Annotated in this window: 17 protein-coding genes; 5 read left to right on the top strand and 12 right to left on the bottom strand. The window is 46.0% G+C overall.

Annotated features, from left to right (window positions below; all coding sequences use genetic code 11):
• Positions 1-61: 61 nt before the first annotated feature.
• From AAA939_RS07880 to AAA939_RS07865, 4 genes are all read right to left on the bottom strand, one after another.
• Positions 62-244, bottom strand: coding sequence for a hypothetical protein (locus AAA939_RS07880; protein ID WP_338210757.1), 183 nt, complete (start codon positions 242-244; stop codon positions 62-64).
• A 127-nt stretch (positions 245-371) separates the two neighbouring features.
• Positions 372-698: a hypothetical protein gene (locus AAA939_RS07875; RefSeq protein WP_338210755.1), complete on the bottom strand. Its 327-nt coding sequence runs from the start codon at positions 696-698 to the stop codon at positions 372-374.
• Positions 699-816: 118 nt separating this feature from the next.
• Positions 817-1,233, bottom strand: coding sequence for a GtrA family protein (locus AAA939_RS07870; protein WP_057707390.1), 417 nt, complete (start codon positions 1,231-1,233; stop codon positions 817-819).
• Positions 1,234-1,310: 77 nt separating this feature from the next.
• Complete coding sequence (locus AAA939_RS07865; RefSeq protein ID WP_338210752.1) at positions 1,311-1,544, bottom strand: hypothetical protein; 234 nt, start codon at positions 1,542-1,544, stop codon at positions 1,311-1,313.
• A 209-nt stretch (positions 1,545-1,753) separates the two neighbouring features.
• On the opposite strand from AAA939_RS07865, the gene AAA939_RS07860 reads away from it, so the two are divergent.
• Entirely contained in the window at positions 1,754-2,224 is a 471-nt protein-coding gene (locus AAA939_RS07860; RefSeq protein ID WP_338210751.1) for a universal stress protein, read from the top strand.
• 123 nt (positions 2,225-2,347) lie between these two features.
• Here AAA939_RS07860 and AAA939_RS07855 read toward each other — a convergent pair whose 3' ends face one another.
• Genes AAA939_RS07855 through AAA939_RS07830 form a run of 6 tightly spaced genes read right to left on the bottom strand, consistent with a single transcriptional unit; the run spans position 2,348 to position 7,302 of the window.
• Complete coding sequence (locus AAA939_RS07855) at positions 2,348-3,157, bottom strand: ABC transporter permease (protein WP_338210749.1); 810 nt, start codon at positions 3,155-3,157, stop codon at positions 2,348-2,350.
• Positions 3,147-4,025, bottom strand: a complete 879-nt coding sequence (locus AAA939_RS07850; RefSeq protein WP_338210747.1) for an ATP-binding cassette domain-containing protein — start codon at positions 4,023-4,025, stop codon at positions 3,147-3,149. Before AAA939_RS07850 ends, AAA939_RS07855 begins: the two co-directional genes overlap by 11 nt.
• The gene (locus tag AAA939_RS07845; RefSeq protein WP_057707395.1) at positions 4,022-4,393 is read right to left on the bottom strand and encodes a GntR family transcriptional regulator; all 372 of its coding nucleotides are present in this window, start codon (positions 4,391-4,393) and stop codon (positions 4,022-4,024) included. Before AAA939_RS07845 ends, AAA939_RS07850 begins: the two co-directional genes overlap by 4 nt.
• A 31-nt stretch (positions 4,394-4,424) precedes the next feature.
• Positions 4,425-4,703 (bottom strand): hypothetical protein, encoded by a 279-nt coding sequence (locus tag AAA939_RS07840; protein ID WP_338210744.1) that lies wholly within the window; start codon positions 4,701-4,703, stop codon positions 4,425-4,427.
• A gap of 22 nt (positions 4,704-4,725) precedes the next feature.
• Complete coding sequence (locus AAA939_RS07835; RefSeq protein ID WP_338210743.1) at positions 4,726-6,516, bottom strand: FtsX-like permease family protein; 1,791 nt, start codon at positions 6,514-6,516, stop codon at positions 4,726-4,728.
• A gap of 30 nt (positions 6,517-6,546) precedes the next feature.
• A complete protein-coding gene (locus tag AAA939_RS07830) occupies positions 6,547-7,302 on the bottom strand; it encodes an ABC transporter ATP-binding protein (protein ID WP_338210742.1) in 756 nt (251 codons plus the stop codon).
• Between the two features lie 289 nt (positions 7,303-7,591).
• Between AAA939_RS07830 and AAA939_RS07825 the strand changes: the two genes are divergently transcribed.
• Positions 7,592-8,566, top strand: a complete 975-nt coding sequence (locus tag AAA939_RS07825) for an asparaginase (RefSeq protein ID WP_338210741.1) — start codon at positions 7,592-7,594, stop codon at positions 8,564-8,566.
• A 563-nt stretch (positions 8,567-9,129) separates the two neighbouring features.
• On the opposite strand, the gene AAA939_RS07820 is transcribed toward AAA939_RS07825, so the two are convergent.
• Positions 9,130-9,939 carry an alpha/beta hydrolase gene (locus AAA939_RS07820; RefSeq protein WP_338210739.1) on the bottom strand — a complete coding sequence of 270 codons (810 nt, stop codon included), beginning with the start codon at positions 9,937-9,939 and terminating at the stop codon, positions 9,130-9,132.
• A 21-nt stretch (positions 9,940-9,960) separates the two neighbouring features.
• A complete protein-coding gene (locus AAA939_RS07815) occupies positions 9,961-10,596 on the bottom strand; it encodes a carbonic anhydrase family protein (RefSeq protein ID WP_338210737.1) in 636 nt (211 codons plus the stop codon).
• A 177-nt stretch (positions 10,597-10,773) separates the two neighbouring features.
• Here AAA939_RS07815 and AAA939_RS07810 point away from each other — a divergent pair, with 177 nt between their 5' ends.
• The 3 genes from AAA939_RS07810 to AAA939_RS07800 all read left to right on the top strand — a co-directional run bounded on the left by AAA939_RS07810 (position 10,774) and on the right by AAA939_RS07800 (position 13,664).
• Positions 10,774-11,565: a tyrosine-protein phosphatase gene (locus tag AAA939_RS07810; protein WP_338210735.1), complete on the top strand. Its 792-nt coding sequence runs from the start codon at positions 10,774-10,776 to the stop codon at positions 11,563-11,565.
• Positions 11,566-11,765: 200 nt separating this feature from the next.
• Entirely contained in the window at positions 11,766-12,374 is a 609-nt protein-coding gene (locus AAA939_RS07805) for an NADPH-dependent FMN reductase (protein WP_338210733.1), read from the top strand.
• A gap of 15 nt (positions 12,375-12,389) precedes the next feature.
• Positions 12,390-13,664, top strand: coding sequence for an NAD(P)H-dependent oxidoreductase (locus AAA939_RS07800; protein WP_338210731.1), 1,275 nt, complete (start codon positions 12,390-12,392; stop codon positions 13,662-13,664).
• The last annotated feature ends 156 nt before the right edge of the window (positions 13,665-13,820 follow it).

Genomic DNA, 13,820 nt, shown 5'->3' with positions numbered 1-13,820 from the left:
CGCCAGGTGTAAAATTCACACGGCGACTACTTTTATTTATTCAATTTTAAGAACGCTGTATTTAACGGGATTTGTTGGTCGCGGTTTGTTGCTTCAGAAGCCGGCGCCGTTTGATTTGACGGCGGATGAAGGAGTAGGCAACCATGGCTAGGGTCAATAACGCAGTAACGATTGCGGCTTTAATAAAACCAAATAGCCAAAAGAAAACTGCGATTGCGAGTGTACAATAAACAATTAAAAACATGGGACCCTCCTTCTTTCGTTGCACGTTAATTAATTTATAGCTCTATTGTAGCGACTAAAAATAGCTATCTCGTGATCGAAATTTGAATTTTCTGTTAAATATGCGTCCCATGGTTGACGTTAATGATTTAATGTCGGTAGTGGCGGTTCATGCGTCGCTCGTTGGCCTGGTCCAGTTGGGTGGTGGTCAATTGGTAGGTCGTGGCCGCCGTTAACTTGGCAATACCAGCGTTGAGGGCACCTAGTTGATCTTGATCTGCGACGGTTGGTTGGAGTTTTAAAGCAAGTTGGCTCAGTAACTTAAGCTCGGGGGTTAGCGTTTCTTCAACTTGCTGATCATATTGATGTTGAGTGAGGCTGTGCGTCTGCCAACGGTTGACACGACTTAATAAGCTGAATAATTGGTTGGTTAAAACGGTGACGAGGTAGTCACTCTCTGAAGCGGTAAGGTTCATTTTCAATTCCTCCTAGAACGTTTTTTTCTATTGTAAGCTGAAATTGACCTTAAGAGAATGCTTAAAACAAAACGCAGGCTCAAAATGACAGTTTTGCCATTTTGAGCCTGCGTTTTGTTTAAACATCGCGATCTTTGAAAATAAACAGTTTACTGAAAAACCAGTTCAAAACGACGATTAAAACTTGATCAATTAATTTGACGATCAAGTCGTTGCCGTGTAAGAAAGAAATTCCGACAATCATGATGCCTTGATCCACAAAATAGCTCAATAAGCGAAACCCAAAGAAGGACGTAGCTTCCTTAAGGCGTGCGCGGACGGTTGGGGTCTTGGCGTCGAAAACCCATAGCTTATTGGTCACGTAGGCAAAGAGTACTGATAAGAACCAAGCGAACGTGTTGGCAATTAAGTATGAGCAGAACATATTAAAAATCCAAAAAACGAGGTAGTTAACGACGGTCGTTAAACCGCCAAAAAATAAGTAAGCTAGCACGCTTTTGTAACGGTGCCAGAGATGCTGCAATTGTTGTCCCATGTTTAAAATTAACCCTCACTCACGGCTTGTTTGATAAGTTTTATCCTACCATAAAAGTGCGTGAAGGAATAATTAGATTACGGTTTTGCGAGGTGTGTGACGGTTGATGTGAATTGACGGCGGGCCTGACTAAGATCAGTAAAGTGCGTCACCTTAATGACGGTTGCGCCTAGTAACGTTAGTGCGGTGACCTTTAACGTGAAGTGCCGCTGGTGTCGATTAGCCACTAGTGTTACTCGGTAGCTCAGTTCCTCATTAACGGTAATGGTCTGACTAGAAATGATGCCCGGTTGAATGTTTAAAGCTAACACAGAACCGCCTCCCCCATAGATTAGTTACATTGTAGGTGCTCCGTGTAAATAATCGGCGCCGTTTGTGTAAATGTTGTGTAAAACTGATCAGTGGCGGTGACCGGGTTCGTTACTTAACGTTCCCAAACATCTTGGGAATGGAAATGACAACGCATTCAGACGCGATAAATGGTAAAATAAGGGTAGCAGATGGAAAGGGTGTGGCGTAAATGTTACAAGAATATACGAATATTTTAGTTCCCTTGGATGGTTCCAAACAGGCGGAGGTTGCTCTCAACAAGGCGGTTGCGGTTGCTAAGCGTAACCAAGCACACGTTGATGTCCTAGCCGTCGTCGACCCTGGCCAGTTTGGGTATAACTTAGCGGGTTTAGCCGATGGCGACATTACTTACCAGCTAGTTCAGGATTCCGAAGCCTACTTAAAAGAGACCATTGCTAAGATCAAAAAAGACGGGTTTGAAGACATTGATTTTCATATTCGCATGGGCAGTCCGAAGCCAATTATTTCGCAGGACTTCGTCACCGATCACCATAATGATTTAATCATGATGGGTGCGACTGGCCTAAATGCGATGGAGCGGGTCTTAGAAGGGTCCGTAACGACCTACGTACAACGTAATGCGTTGACGGATGTTATCGTGGTCAAGACCGATTTGATGAATACCCAAGTGACAAAGTAATTTAAACGGATCATTGCGAAATCCCTAGTATTTAGGGGGAAGTAATTCCGAGATAATCAAATAAAAACGTCTCCTACCAAAGTCATTCTAATGACTGATAGAAGGCGTTTTTGCTTTGATTAATTAATTTTTAACTTTTAATAGTTGATTAAAACCGTATGCGATGGCGGCCATGATGGCACCGCCAATTAGCATGGTGATCATTGGAACGGCCGGGCTGAAGGAACCTGCAATGGCAGGTTCGTGTTGCGGGTAGCCAACTAGGAATTTGAGTAAGTTGACTAGCCACGTGAAGTCATAGTGAACCTGTTTGTCGGCACTGCTATTGCCAACAAAGCCAATTAGAAAGATGGCAACTACGGGGACGACAACGATCACGATACGCTGGCCCCACTTACTGAGGAGGGCCAGTCCGCCACCAATGGCCATGCCGGTCATGCCAGTCGCAATAAAGAAAATAATGGTAAATAGGAGACTAACCAAAATGTTGACCCAAACGTTACTCCCAAAAAAGTTACCGTACAGACTGTAGGGCGTCTTCATTAACGCCGCGTGGGCACTGATGCCCCAAATTGGCGCGGAGATGGCGTAGCGGTAAAAGGCAGCAAATAGTTCACCAATCACGGCAATGATGACGGTGGTGATAATCTTTGTCGCCCAAAACGTTTTACGCGAGATTCCATTTTGAATAAACAGTTTGAAGTTGTCGTAAGTTAACGAATTATAGAGAAAGATAAACGCACCAATTAAGAAGCCCCAGCTGAAGTTTGCAATCGTATTGGGCAGCGAAAAACTGCTAAGGCTACCCGAGACAACTGCTAGTACGAACGGGATGACAATGAAAATGGCAATTACGGCCAGAAATGCTTCCCCAAGCGCTTTAAGCTGATTCATCAGCAGGCAGCGGGTTGTTGCGCGTAATTTAGTTGACATGTGCGGTGGCCTCCTCCTTGGTGTTCGTTAAAATGACGAACAACTTTTGTAAATCAAGGTGATCGACTTTAACGGTATCCGGAATCGGCCGGTCGTTTTCGAGTGCACCGTAGACGTAGTGAGCGGTGATGCCACCCAGATGGTCTTCGCCGACAACGTTCAAATTAGCGGTGTAGGCTTCCACGTCCGTTTGTGGTCCAGAGATCGTGTAGGACTTAGCTAAAATATCGGGTACTTCACCGTTAATGATGATGTGATGGTCGTTAAGGACGAAGACGTGCTCAATCAAATTAGCGATTTCTTCAATTAAGTGAGTTGAAATCACGAACGTCCGCGGCTGGTCACTGTAGGTTTCAATCAATTCTTGGTAGAAGAGCTCACGGTGATTAGCGTCTAATCCCAAGACTGGTTCGTCTAGAAAGACGTAGTCGACGGGCACGCACAGCGCGATGATCAACTTGAAGATTGACCGGTAACCGGTTGAAAGTTTTCCGAAACGAGCGTTAACGTCGAGTCCAAAGGCGTGCACTAACTTTGCCGCGTAGGCATCATTAAAACCACCGTATAATAAGCGAGTCGTTTTGAACAAGTTCTTGACCCGGCTTCGCTCGGGGTACATGTTGACCTCGCTCATAAGGTAGATTTTACCCAGTGTGTGGTCATTATCGTGCATTGATTCGTCATCCAGCGTGACGGTCCCGTGGGTTGGCCGAATGCGATTGCTAATGATGTTTAGCAGCGTACTTTTACCAGCACCGTTACGGCCCAGTAACCCATAGATTTTATTAGGTTCTAAGGTTAAGTTTAGGTCCTCTAGAATCGTATGGCCGTGAAAGGCTTGTTGCACGCCTTGAACTTGAATACTCATGATGCGGAAAACCCCCGTTCGATTAATTTAGCTAGTTCTGCTTGTGTGATGTGGAGCTTTTTTGCTTCACTCACTAATTTTTTAACGTAATCGGTATAAAACTGGTCACGTCGTTTTTCGACAATCCGGGCCTGGGCACCAGCGATGACGAACATGCCAACGCCACGCCGTTTCTCAATTAGGTTGGCATCAACGAGGATGTTCATTCCTTTGAGCACGGTCGCCGGATTAATATGAAATTCTTTGGAGATTTCGGTCGTTGAAGGGATTTGTTCGCCCTCAACAAAGGTCTGCGTGAAAATTGCTTCTTCGATTTGATCCGCAACTTGCAAGTAGATTGGCTCCGTACTATTAAAGTTGAACTGCATTTTCTTCACCTCATTGCAGTGTGACTAACCGTTATTTCGTGGCGACCTTGTGGTGGCGTGACACTTGCAATTGTTGTTCTGTACGGTCGATGCGGGCCGCGACCCAACTCGATAGTAGGAGGAGGGTGCCGAGAACCGCTAACAGAATGTCTTGGTGTTCCAAGGGCATTAAGTTAGCCAACAACACGTTAGTGCCCACCCAAAGTAGGGGCATCAGCGTTCCTAGCCAAAATGCTTGGCGGTTAGCGAGAACGTAACGGTGCAGCGGTGTAATAACGATTAATAAAGCGACTAATCCAAAGTATACCATGATTCATTCCTCCTCCAAAAGGTTATTGTAAAACGATTCTGCGATAGATTGTAACGGTCAGTAAATAGTAGAGCAAATACAAGCCGGCAAAAATGACGAATGGTAACCAAATACCGGTGTACGGTGAAACGACCATCAAAAACTTGAACATTTGTAAGCCGAAGAGCACGTGAATAACGCCGACGATGCCGGGTAAGATGAAGAGTACGGCGATTTCCTTGTTAATTGCCCCCCGTAATTGTTGGTGCGTCGTGCCAATCTTGTCTAGCATGGCGTAACGGTGTTTGTCAGCATCGGCGCCTGAGAGAATCTTGAACATTAAACAGCTGGCTAACATGGCAAGGAATGCGATTCCTAAGAAGAGCCCCATGAATTCTAAGCCGGAGTACATGCCGTTGATCATCACGTAATTTCCATAACGACCACCGAGCATGTTGTCAACTAGGCCGTGGTCACGTTGGCCTTGAACTTTTGCGAGTCGTTTTAAGGCTGGGAGGTGTTGCGTGACGTCGTTGGTCGCAAAAACGGTTAGGTTTTGTTCGGGTTGCGCCAGTTTCTGGTAGTCCTTAGCACTTAAGAATACGTTGGCCTTATTTTGGCTCTGACTAGCTTGTAACTGCGATAATTGGTAGCTCACTGGGGACTTGCTGAGTTGTTGTGCATCGTTCGTTGTTCGCTTAAAGTTCAGTTGATTCTTCCCCTGCATGTTAATCGTTGTGAAGGGGTGCTGGTCAAATTCGGTTGCTTGGTAATAAACAGCTTTCTTATCCGTTTTAAAGTGGTACGTCACGTTGGTAGTTGGTTTTAAAGCGGTGACTTGCTGTTTTTCTGCCGTCGTCGCGTTGACGATTCCCATGTCGTAGGCGTTGCTGGATGCAGCCAGTTTAGGCGTTTGCGCATGGAAGCCCATGCCGACGGTAATCGCACCGAGTGCTAAGGCGAATAGCATGGCGACAATCGATAACATTTTTGTATAGTTACGAATTCTAAAACTGAGTTGGGATAACGTAAAATTGTTCAAGCCGCGTTGTGCAAATGGCAGGCGTTTTAACCCAACCATCAGCCAAACAAAGATGGCGTTGAATAGGAAGTAGGTTCCTAACACGATTGTGACTAAAGCAATGCCGATACCGGCAAGTTGCAACGTGTCCAGGTGGGCCATGGACCAGTAACCAATTGCGATGGCAATTAAACCAACGATGATTTCAAGCAATTGACGTGCTGGTTTCAAGCGGGGCCGGTTAGGTTGATCGTTACTGTGTAATAACTTAAGGGCTGGGGTTTTGGTTAAGGTTACTAGGTTAAACAGACCGGCAAGCAGGAACAAGCCGACGTAGAGTAACAGGGTAATTCCGGCAGCTGGCAGGTACCAAGCTGATAAGTGGTGCAACGTTAAATCCATACTGCTTATTAACAGGCGGCTAATGCCAGCGGTTAGGGCGGTTCCGAAGACGATCCCAATGACGGTCGCAACGACGCCGACGAGTAACGTTTCAAGCCAGATTAGCTGGCCAATTTTACTCTTGCGAGCCCCGACTAACATGAATAAACCGTAGTCGCGTTTCCGCATGCTGAGTAAAAATGAGTTGGCGTAACTGATGTAGACCAGGGTAATAATGGTCAGCAGAACGGATCCAAATTGGAAAATGATCCCGACCATGCTAATCCCCGTGTTTTGTTTTAAAAAGTCGTGGTTAGTAGCGAGGGCTTCAAACATGTAGAAGATTGCGCTGGACATGATCAGTCCGGAGAATAGGACCAGGTAATCACGCCAGCGGTTTTTGAAGCCGGTCAATGCAAGTTTAGTTAACATAGTAGAAAGTACTCCTTTTTTGCGTCGGGCTTACTGTTCGAAAGTCCCAAGGTTATCCAGAATCTGTTGATAAAAATCACTACGGTTCATCTCTCCGCGTCGTAGTTCTTGACCGATGCGACCGTCTTTGATGAAGAGAATCCGTTGGCAGTAGCTTGCGGAAAACGGATCGTGGGTAACGAGCAGAATGGAGACGTTTTGATCACGATTGATCTTAGTGAAGAGGTCCAATAACTCGCGGGCCGACTTGGAATCTAAAGCCCCGGTTGGTTCATCACCGAAGAGCATTGCAGGTTCGTTAATCAGTGCCCGGGCAGCGGCGACCCGCTGCTTTTGACCACCCGATAATTCGTTAGGATAGTTCGTCAGGAATTCTTGAATTCCAAGTTGGGTCGCAACGTTTTCTACGGCGGGGCGGATCTTCTTAGCAGGAACCTTTTGCAAAGTTAATGGCAACGCGATGTTTTCGTAGGCCGTCATTGTTTCTAATAGGTTAAAATCTTGGAAAATGAAGCCAATTTCTTTCGCCCGGAAGTCGGCTAGTTGGTTCCCTTTCAAATGGGTAATGGGTTGTTGGTGAATCGTTACTTCGCCACTAGTTGGTTGGTCTAACGTTGCTAACATGTTTAGTAGGGTGGTTTTACCAGAACCAGAAGCCCCCATGATGCCGACGAATTCTCCTGGTTGAACTGAAAAGTCGATACCCTTTAAAGCCTCGTATTGCTTGGTGCCAGATTTACCATAGGTTTTGTGTAAATCACTGACCGTCATAATTGGTGTTGTCATTTTTTAAAACTCCTTTAATTGCTTGTTAGTTTGTTGCTTGGTTAGTTGCTTATGTAACTAACTATAAAAGTAACGGACCGAACTGTCAACTGTTTTCGGTGGGGGTTGAGGTAATTGGTGGGTTAAACGTTGATAGGTCAATGTTTTTAATTGTTGAAAAATTAGTGTGCTGTGGGGGACGGACGCAATGCGGAAACTAACCTGATTTTAATTGAAATCTAGGTGGGGCTAGCCTAAAATTACCAGTACTGAGTTAGGTCGAAAACGGCAGTCAATAGGAGGAAAAAGTTTGAAAAAGATATTAGTTCTACATACTGGTGGGACGATTGCGATGTCCGCAGATGCTTCGGGAAACGTGGTTCCGGGGGCTGAAAATCCGTTAGATCAGTACCAAAGTTCGTTTGGCGCGGATATTCAACTTGAAACGGAAGACGTCTTTAATTTACCATCGCCACACATCACGCCAGAACGGATGTTGGCGTTGAAGCAACGCATTGATAAAGCGGCCCATGAAGGCGTGGACGGCGTCGTTGTGACCCACGGAACCGATACGTTGGAAGAAACGGCGTATTTTTTAGATTTAACGCTGCCTAACGAGTTGGCGGTTGTCGTGACCGGTGCGATGCGTTCGGCTAATGAGATTGGCTCGGATGGGTTGCATAATTTGGAGACGGCGATCCAGACGGCTAGTTCGCCGGATGCCGCTGATAAAGGTGTCTTAGTTGTGATGAATGATGAAATTCATTCGGCGCGGTATGTGACGAAGACCCATACTACCAACGTGGCAACGTTCCGAACACCGACGTTTGGGCCAATTGGGCTAGTTGCCAATCACGGGGTGGTCTTCTTCGAATCCTTATTGCGTTCCACGGTTTGCCCAATTCAAACGGTGACGGATAACGTCTTTTTGATTAAGTCTTACGCTGGGATGGGACCAGAATTATTTGAAGCCATTGCGCAACCAAGCACGCACGGCGTTGTCATTGAAGCGTTAGGTGCGGGTAATATGCCACCAGCCACGTTGCCAGCAATCCAAAAACTGTTGGACATGAATATTCCAGTGGTCTTAGTCTCACGGTGCTTTAATGGGATTGCACAGGACGTCTACGCCTATGAGGGTGGCGGCGTTCAGCTGAAACAGATGGGCGTTATTTTTTGTCAGGGATTGAACGGGCAAAAGGCACGCATCAAATTATTAGTGGGTGTCAGTGCCGGGATGTCCGCTGATGAATTGGCGCGGTTTGTAGCCACGGCGAACTCTTAATTGAACGTTCAAAAGCCAAATCTAAATTAGCTACCTGTGAGTAGTTATTCCGGCTGCCACTGATGACATGCGGTCGTGGGACCGGGCCTAGCCTGGGAAGCGGTCTAGTCCCTCGCCCGGAATAATTGCAAAAAGCGCAATTGTCCCGGACCGTCCGTGGTCTAAGTCCGGAAAAATCACCGGCCTAAAACCACCTTCACGACCGATGCCATCAGTGACAGTCTCCGATTATCCGATAATAATAATAGCAAGGCTAATTTAGCGAAGGCGGACAGAATTGATGTGCTGTGTCGGCAACGGTAGCCGATGATTTTTGTACTGTTGCGGGGCGGTTCAAAGACGTGGGCTGGCGGCTTTGAATCGAGGTCGCAGACCGCACTTCGGCTGGGGCCGTCCCCCAATAGCACATCTGTTCTGTCCGTCGAAGCGGATAATTTAAGCATGACTATCGCCACTGTTACGGTGTTAATGGTAATTTTAGCTTTTTCAACCTTAAATAAAGCGCGGGTACCGCTGATGACAGTGATGTCACCGGCGTTACCCGCTATTTTTTGATAAACATATTATTGATTGACCAGGTTTTGCCGAACTAGTCGTGCCACGTAACTTTCCTGTAGAAGGTTGCCGTGGCTGATGTCTTTGATGTTAACGGTCATTTGTGTGTAACGACCGGCAGTGTTCATGAATAATTTACCGCCGGCGGTCACGCTGGTTAACGGGACAACGTTGTCATTACCGCTGCTGGTATCACCGGCAACGTTAACGACGGCGTGCAATGATTTGAAATGCGATTGGCTTTTAAGCAATGGATCGTAGAGTTCGTGGTCGGGATGATCTTCATCAGTCCCCAAAAATGGGGTGCCCACTAACATGAGATCGTGAATCGGCAGGGGCTTGGAACTAGTCAGTCCCGCGATGTAGCGACTCCAAATGAGCCCACCGTTTGAGTAGCCCAAGGCGTTCGCCGTTTTTAGCTTAAACTTTTTTTGAAGATAACGCATGACTTTTGCCAGTCCGTTAGTTTGAGTCATGATGTTAGCATTCGTATCCGTACTATTTTCAAAGAAGACGACGATCAAAGCATCGTTGAGATTAGTCCCTTCAACGCGGTTTTGTTTAACTTTGATGGCTTGGCTGTTCGTCACGGTCACGTTAATGACCGGATGCTGATGCTGGGCGTTGAGTGACTTAATAATGTCGTCAAAATTATTAGGTGTGCTGTTACTACCAGCAATCATGATCAGCGGCCGTTTTTGTTGGGTTATCACGTGGCTCGTTTGGTCACGTTTGAGCTGGGTGGCAAGCCCTAAGCCAATGATCAGCAGCAGGAAAGCCCCGCATGCAATCAATCCCCATATTACTTTTTTAGGCATACCCTCACCTCGATAAGTCGTTTAGAATCGTTCAGCTAAGACGGCGCGGTCGTTTAACGGTTGAATCGCACGGTGGTTAGCTTTGAAGAGTTGTTGATAGGCGGCTAACTGTTCTTGACCAAGCATGACGGTGTCGGCACAAACGTACCATTCAACGGTTTCGCTCAACGGTGGTGTGGTCAGAGAACCTAGGTAGTGATAGACCGTTCCAGTAGTTGGCAATAAGTCGCTTAAATCGATAGGCTCAGTCAAGTCGTGGCTGGCATTAGGCGTCAGTTGGTCTAGTAACTGTTGAAAGCTGGCGTTCGGTTTACCGACACGCCCAAAGACGGCGACAACGGCAAGCTGACCACTAGCGCTTTGATGAACGAGGTGCCATTCAATGGGGGCACTGGCACCATCGAGGGTGTGTTCCGCGGGCGTGTGAAAATGGATCTGTTGAAACTTAAAGTCCCGGTCGTTTAGGTAGGCCATGCCGTTTCCAGATGCTTTGAGCGTCGTAGCTTCCCCCGTGATGTGGTTAGCCTGGTAAAGACCGCGCCAACTGATGGCGGAAAGTTGTGACGGGATGGCGTCTGCGGTTGTGATGGCGATCGGTGACTGTCGGGTTTGACCAACGAATCCCCAATCGGCCTGGGTTGAATAATCTAGTGGCATAAAAAAGCTCCTTTAATATTTAGTGGATTGCACGTAAACATGCATCTATGTAAACCGTCCAATTCTATTTTCTCACGGTCGGAAACTTTGTCAATTAATGGTGTTTCTTTCTGCGACCTGTTTAGTAGCAATGTTAGAATAGAAGTAAGACTTTTAATAGAAAAGGTGGCCGTAATAATGACACAAAACCGTATTTTGACCATGGAAAAAGGCATCAATTTTCGCGAAATGGGTGGGTATCAGACCAAAGATGGCAAACAAACGAAGTGGCACAAAGTAATTCGGACGGGAAGTCTCAGTGACTTGACCGCAACTGATCAAAGCTTTTTGGATCACTATGGTGTGCGCTATGACATCGATTTCCGTTCACCCCAAGAAGTGCTGGACGCACCTGACCGGATCCCCGGGAATGCTAAGTACATCTATGCGCCAGTGTTTAACGTTGATGAGACGAAGAACTCGGACGGCAGTGATAAGATGACGGCCAACCTGGAAGAACATCCTGATAGTGGTTTCCGGCACATGCTGAAGGTTTATCGCATGATCGTGTCGGAACAACACGCAAAAAATGAGTACCGCCGCTTCTTTGATAATTTGTTAGCCAATGACAAGCCAGACGACGTTTTACTCTTCCACTGTACTGCGGGAAAGGACCGTACTGGGATGGGCGCCGTCTTCTTATTGACTGCGCTAGGCGTTGATTTTGAAACGATTAAGGCTGACTACTTGTTGACCAACGAGGCCTCGGTAGATCGCATTGAAGGTGCAACGAAGGCCGCCCAAGCTAAGGGTGCGTCTAAAGAAACGGTCGATAGTTTGCGGGCACTTTGGTCAGTTGATCCAGCTTACTTAGACGCTGCGATGACCGAAATTGAGCGTCAGTCTGGGAATTTGTCCCACTACTTACGGACCGAATTAAAATTAACTAAAAATGAAATTACGGATCTGCAACGGTTATATTTGGAATGATTTCTTGAGTGGTTGCTTAATGACTAGGGGTAATTAAGACTTAACTTTAATAGCGGTAGACTTTCGGGTGAATTCCCGTTAACATGTAGTTGTAACCGCTTAAATATCTTTTGATTTATATCGTGAAATCACTTACAATATAGATAATGATTCGGAAATGATATAATTTTAGACTATTTCTTATGAAGGAGTTGTTTTGAATGCATAAATTTATCGCGATGGTCGGAACCAATTCGACCGAATCAACTAACCGCAAATTATTGCAGTACATGCAAAGTCACTTTGCTGACCAAGCTGAAATTGAATTAATGGAAATTAAGGACTTACCAATTTTTAACAAGCCCGAAGATAAAAAAGTACCGGCCTTAGCGCAAAGTATGGCGGATAAAATTGACGCCGCTGACGGGGTCATTATTAGCACGCCGGAATATGACCATTCGGCACCAGCCGTTTTGATGAACGCCCTCGAATGGCTTTCATTTTATATCCATCCGCTGGTTGATAAACCCGTTATGATTATTGGGGCTTCTTATGGTTCTTTAGGAACATCACGGGCCCAAGCACACTTGCGTCAAATCTTAGATTCACCCGAATTACGGGCGCGGATCATGCCAAGTTCTGAATTCTTATTGGGACATTCCTTACAAGCGTTTGATGACGCGGGCAACTTAGTAGACGAACAAAAAGTGGCTAAGCTTGATGGCTTATTCGCAGATTTCCAAGTCTTCGTTGAAATCACCCAAAAGTTAACGCATGCGAATGCCGCTAACAAGCAAGAAGTTCGGGATCTTGACTGGGATAAGTTATAGAAGGGAGTTAAACTCATGAAATTAGTTGGAATTGCGGGCTCAGTTGAAGATCATTCTTACAACCGGACCTTATTAAAATTTATTGCAAACCATTTTAGCGACATGGTTGACGTTGAAATATTGGATATTCAAGACGTCCCAATGTTTAATCAGAGTGACGACCAAACTGATGGGGAAGCCGTTCAATACTTAAAACGCAAAATTGAAGGTGCTGACGGAATTATTATCGCCACACCAGAACATAATCACACCATCACGGCGGCTTTAAAGAGCGTGATTGAATGGTTGTCATTCAAGATTCACCCAATGTCCGGCAAACCCGTTATGATTGTCGGCGCTTCATACTATGACCAAGGTTCATCACGGGCACAGTTGAATTTACGTCAGATTTTGGAATCACCCGGGGTCGACGCCGTTGTGATGCCTGGTAATGAATTCTTGTTGGGCGACGTTAAACAGGCGTTTGACGATCAACATAACCTTAAAGACGACCGAACGATTGGCTTTTTAAAGGAAACTTTAGGCAAATTTATCAAGTTCGTTAAAGTGATTAACTCGATGAACAAAAAGGCTGATGACGATGATTGGCAGAGTGAAGATCTTAATGCAACGGGGAGTGTGCCAACGACGATTAAGGGCCTGAACATGCACGCTGCCGACTGGGTCGACCAAGCAACTGCAAAGACGAACGCGGTCACTGGTAACAGCTATGTACGGTTGGACTGTGGGGTCTTGACGGTCGATCAGTTGAATTACTTCCTTAATTCAATGCCAATGGAACTGACTTTCGTGGATGCAAATAACCAGTTCTTGTACTATAACCATCAGACCGACGCTAAGAACATGTCAGCTTCTCGGAAGCCAGCGCAAGTTGGGAATCCGCTTGCTGACTGTCATCCAAAGCGGGCTATTCCACACGTTAAACAAGCAATCCACGTTTTACGGACGGGCAAGACAGACTTATTTAAGCTTCCCGTACCAAGCAACGGTGATAAGTGTGATATGCACTATTACCAAGCGATGCACGATGATAAGGGCGAGTTCCAAGGAGTTAACGAATTCGTATTGGATATTTTACCAATCGTTAAGTACTACCTTGGCTTAACTGGCCAAAAGTTAGTTAAAGACCCGAATGCTAAGACTGATGCCGTTTCAGGTGCATCTGCCAAAGCAACGACGCCTAAACCTGATGAAGTTTCAGGGGCTTCAGCTGATACCGATGAGGCACCAGCTGAAAAGAGCGAAGCACCAGCAGTTGATGAAGTTTCAGGCGCATCAGCTAACGATTAAAGCTAAAATTTAGAAAAGTCACTCGCAATTGTACTAGTCCCTGTCAAGTTGACAGGTGAAATAATATAATTTTCGAGTTCTGTCTAAGCGGCTTTGCCGCGGTATTCTACCGCGGTGAAGCCGCTTCTTTGTGTTGTCCGGTCAATGTAATTGAAG

Origin of the sequence: Lactiplantibacillus paraxiangfangensis (genome assembly GCF_036246185.1) — a bacterium.
GTDB classification, from domain to species: Bacteria; Bacillota; Bacilli; order Lactobacillales; family Lactobacillaceae; genus Lactiplantibacillus; species Lactiplantibacillus paraxiangfangensis.
This window is presented reverse-complemented; position numbering and strand designations above follow the sequence as displayed.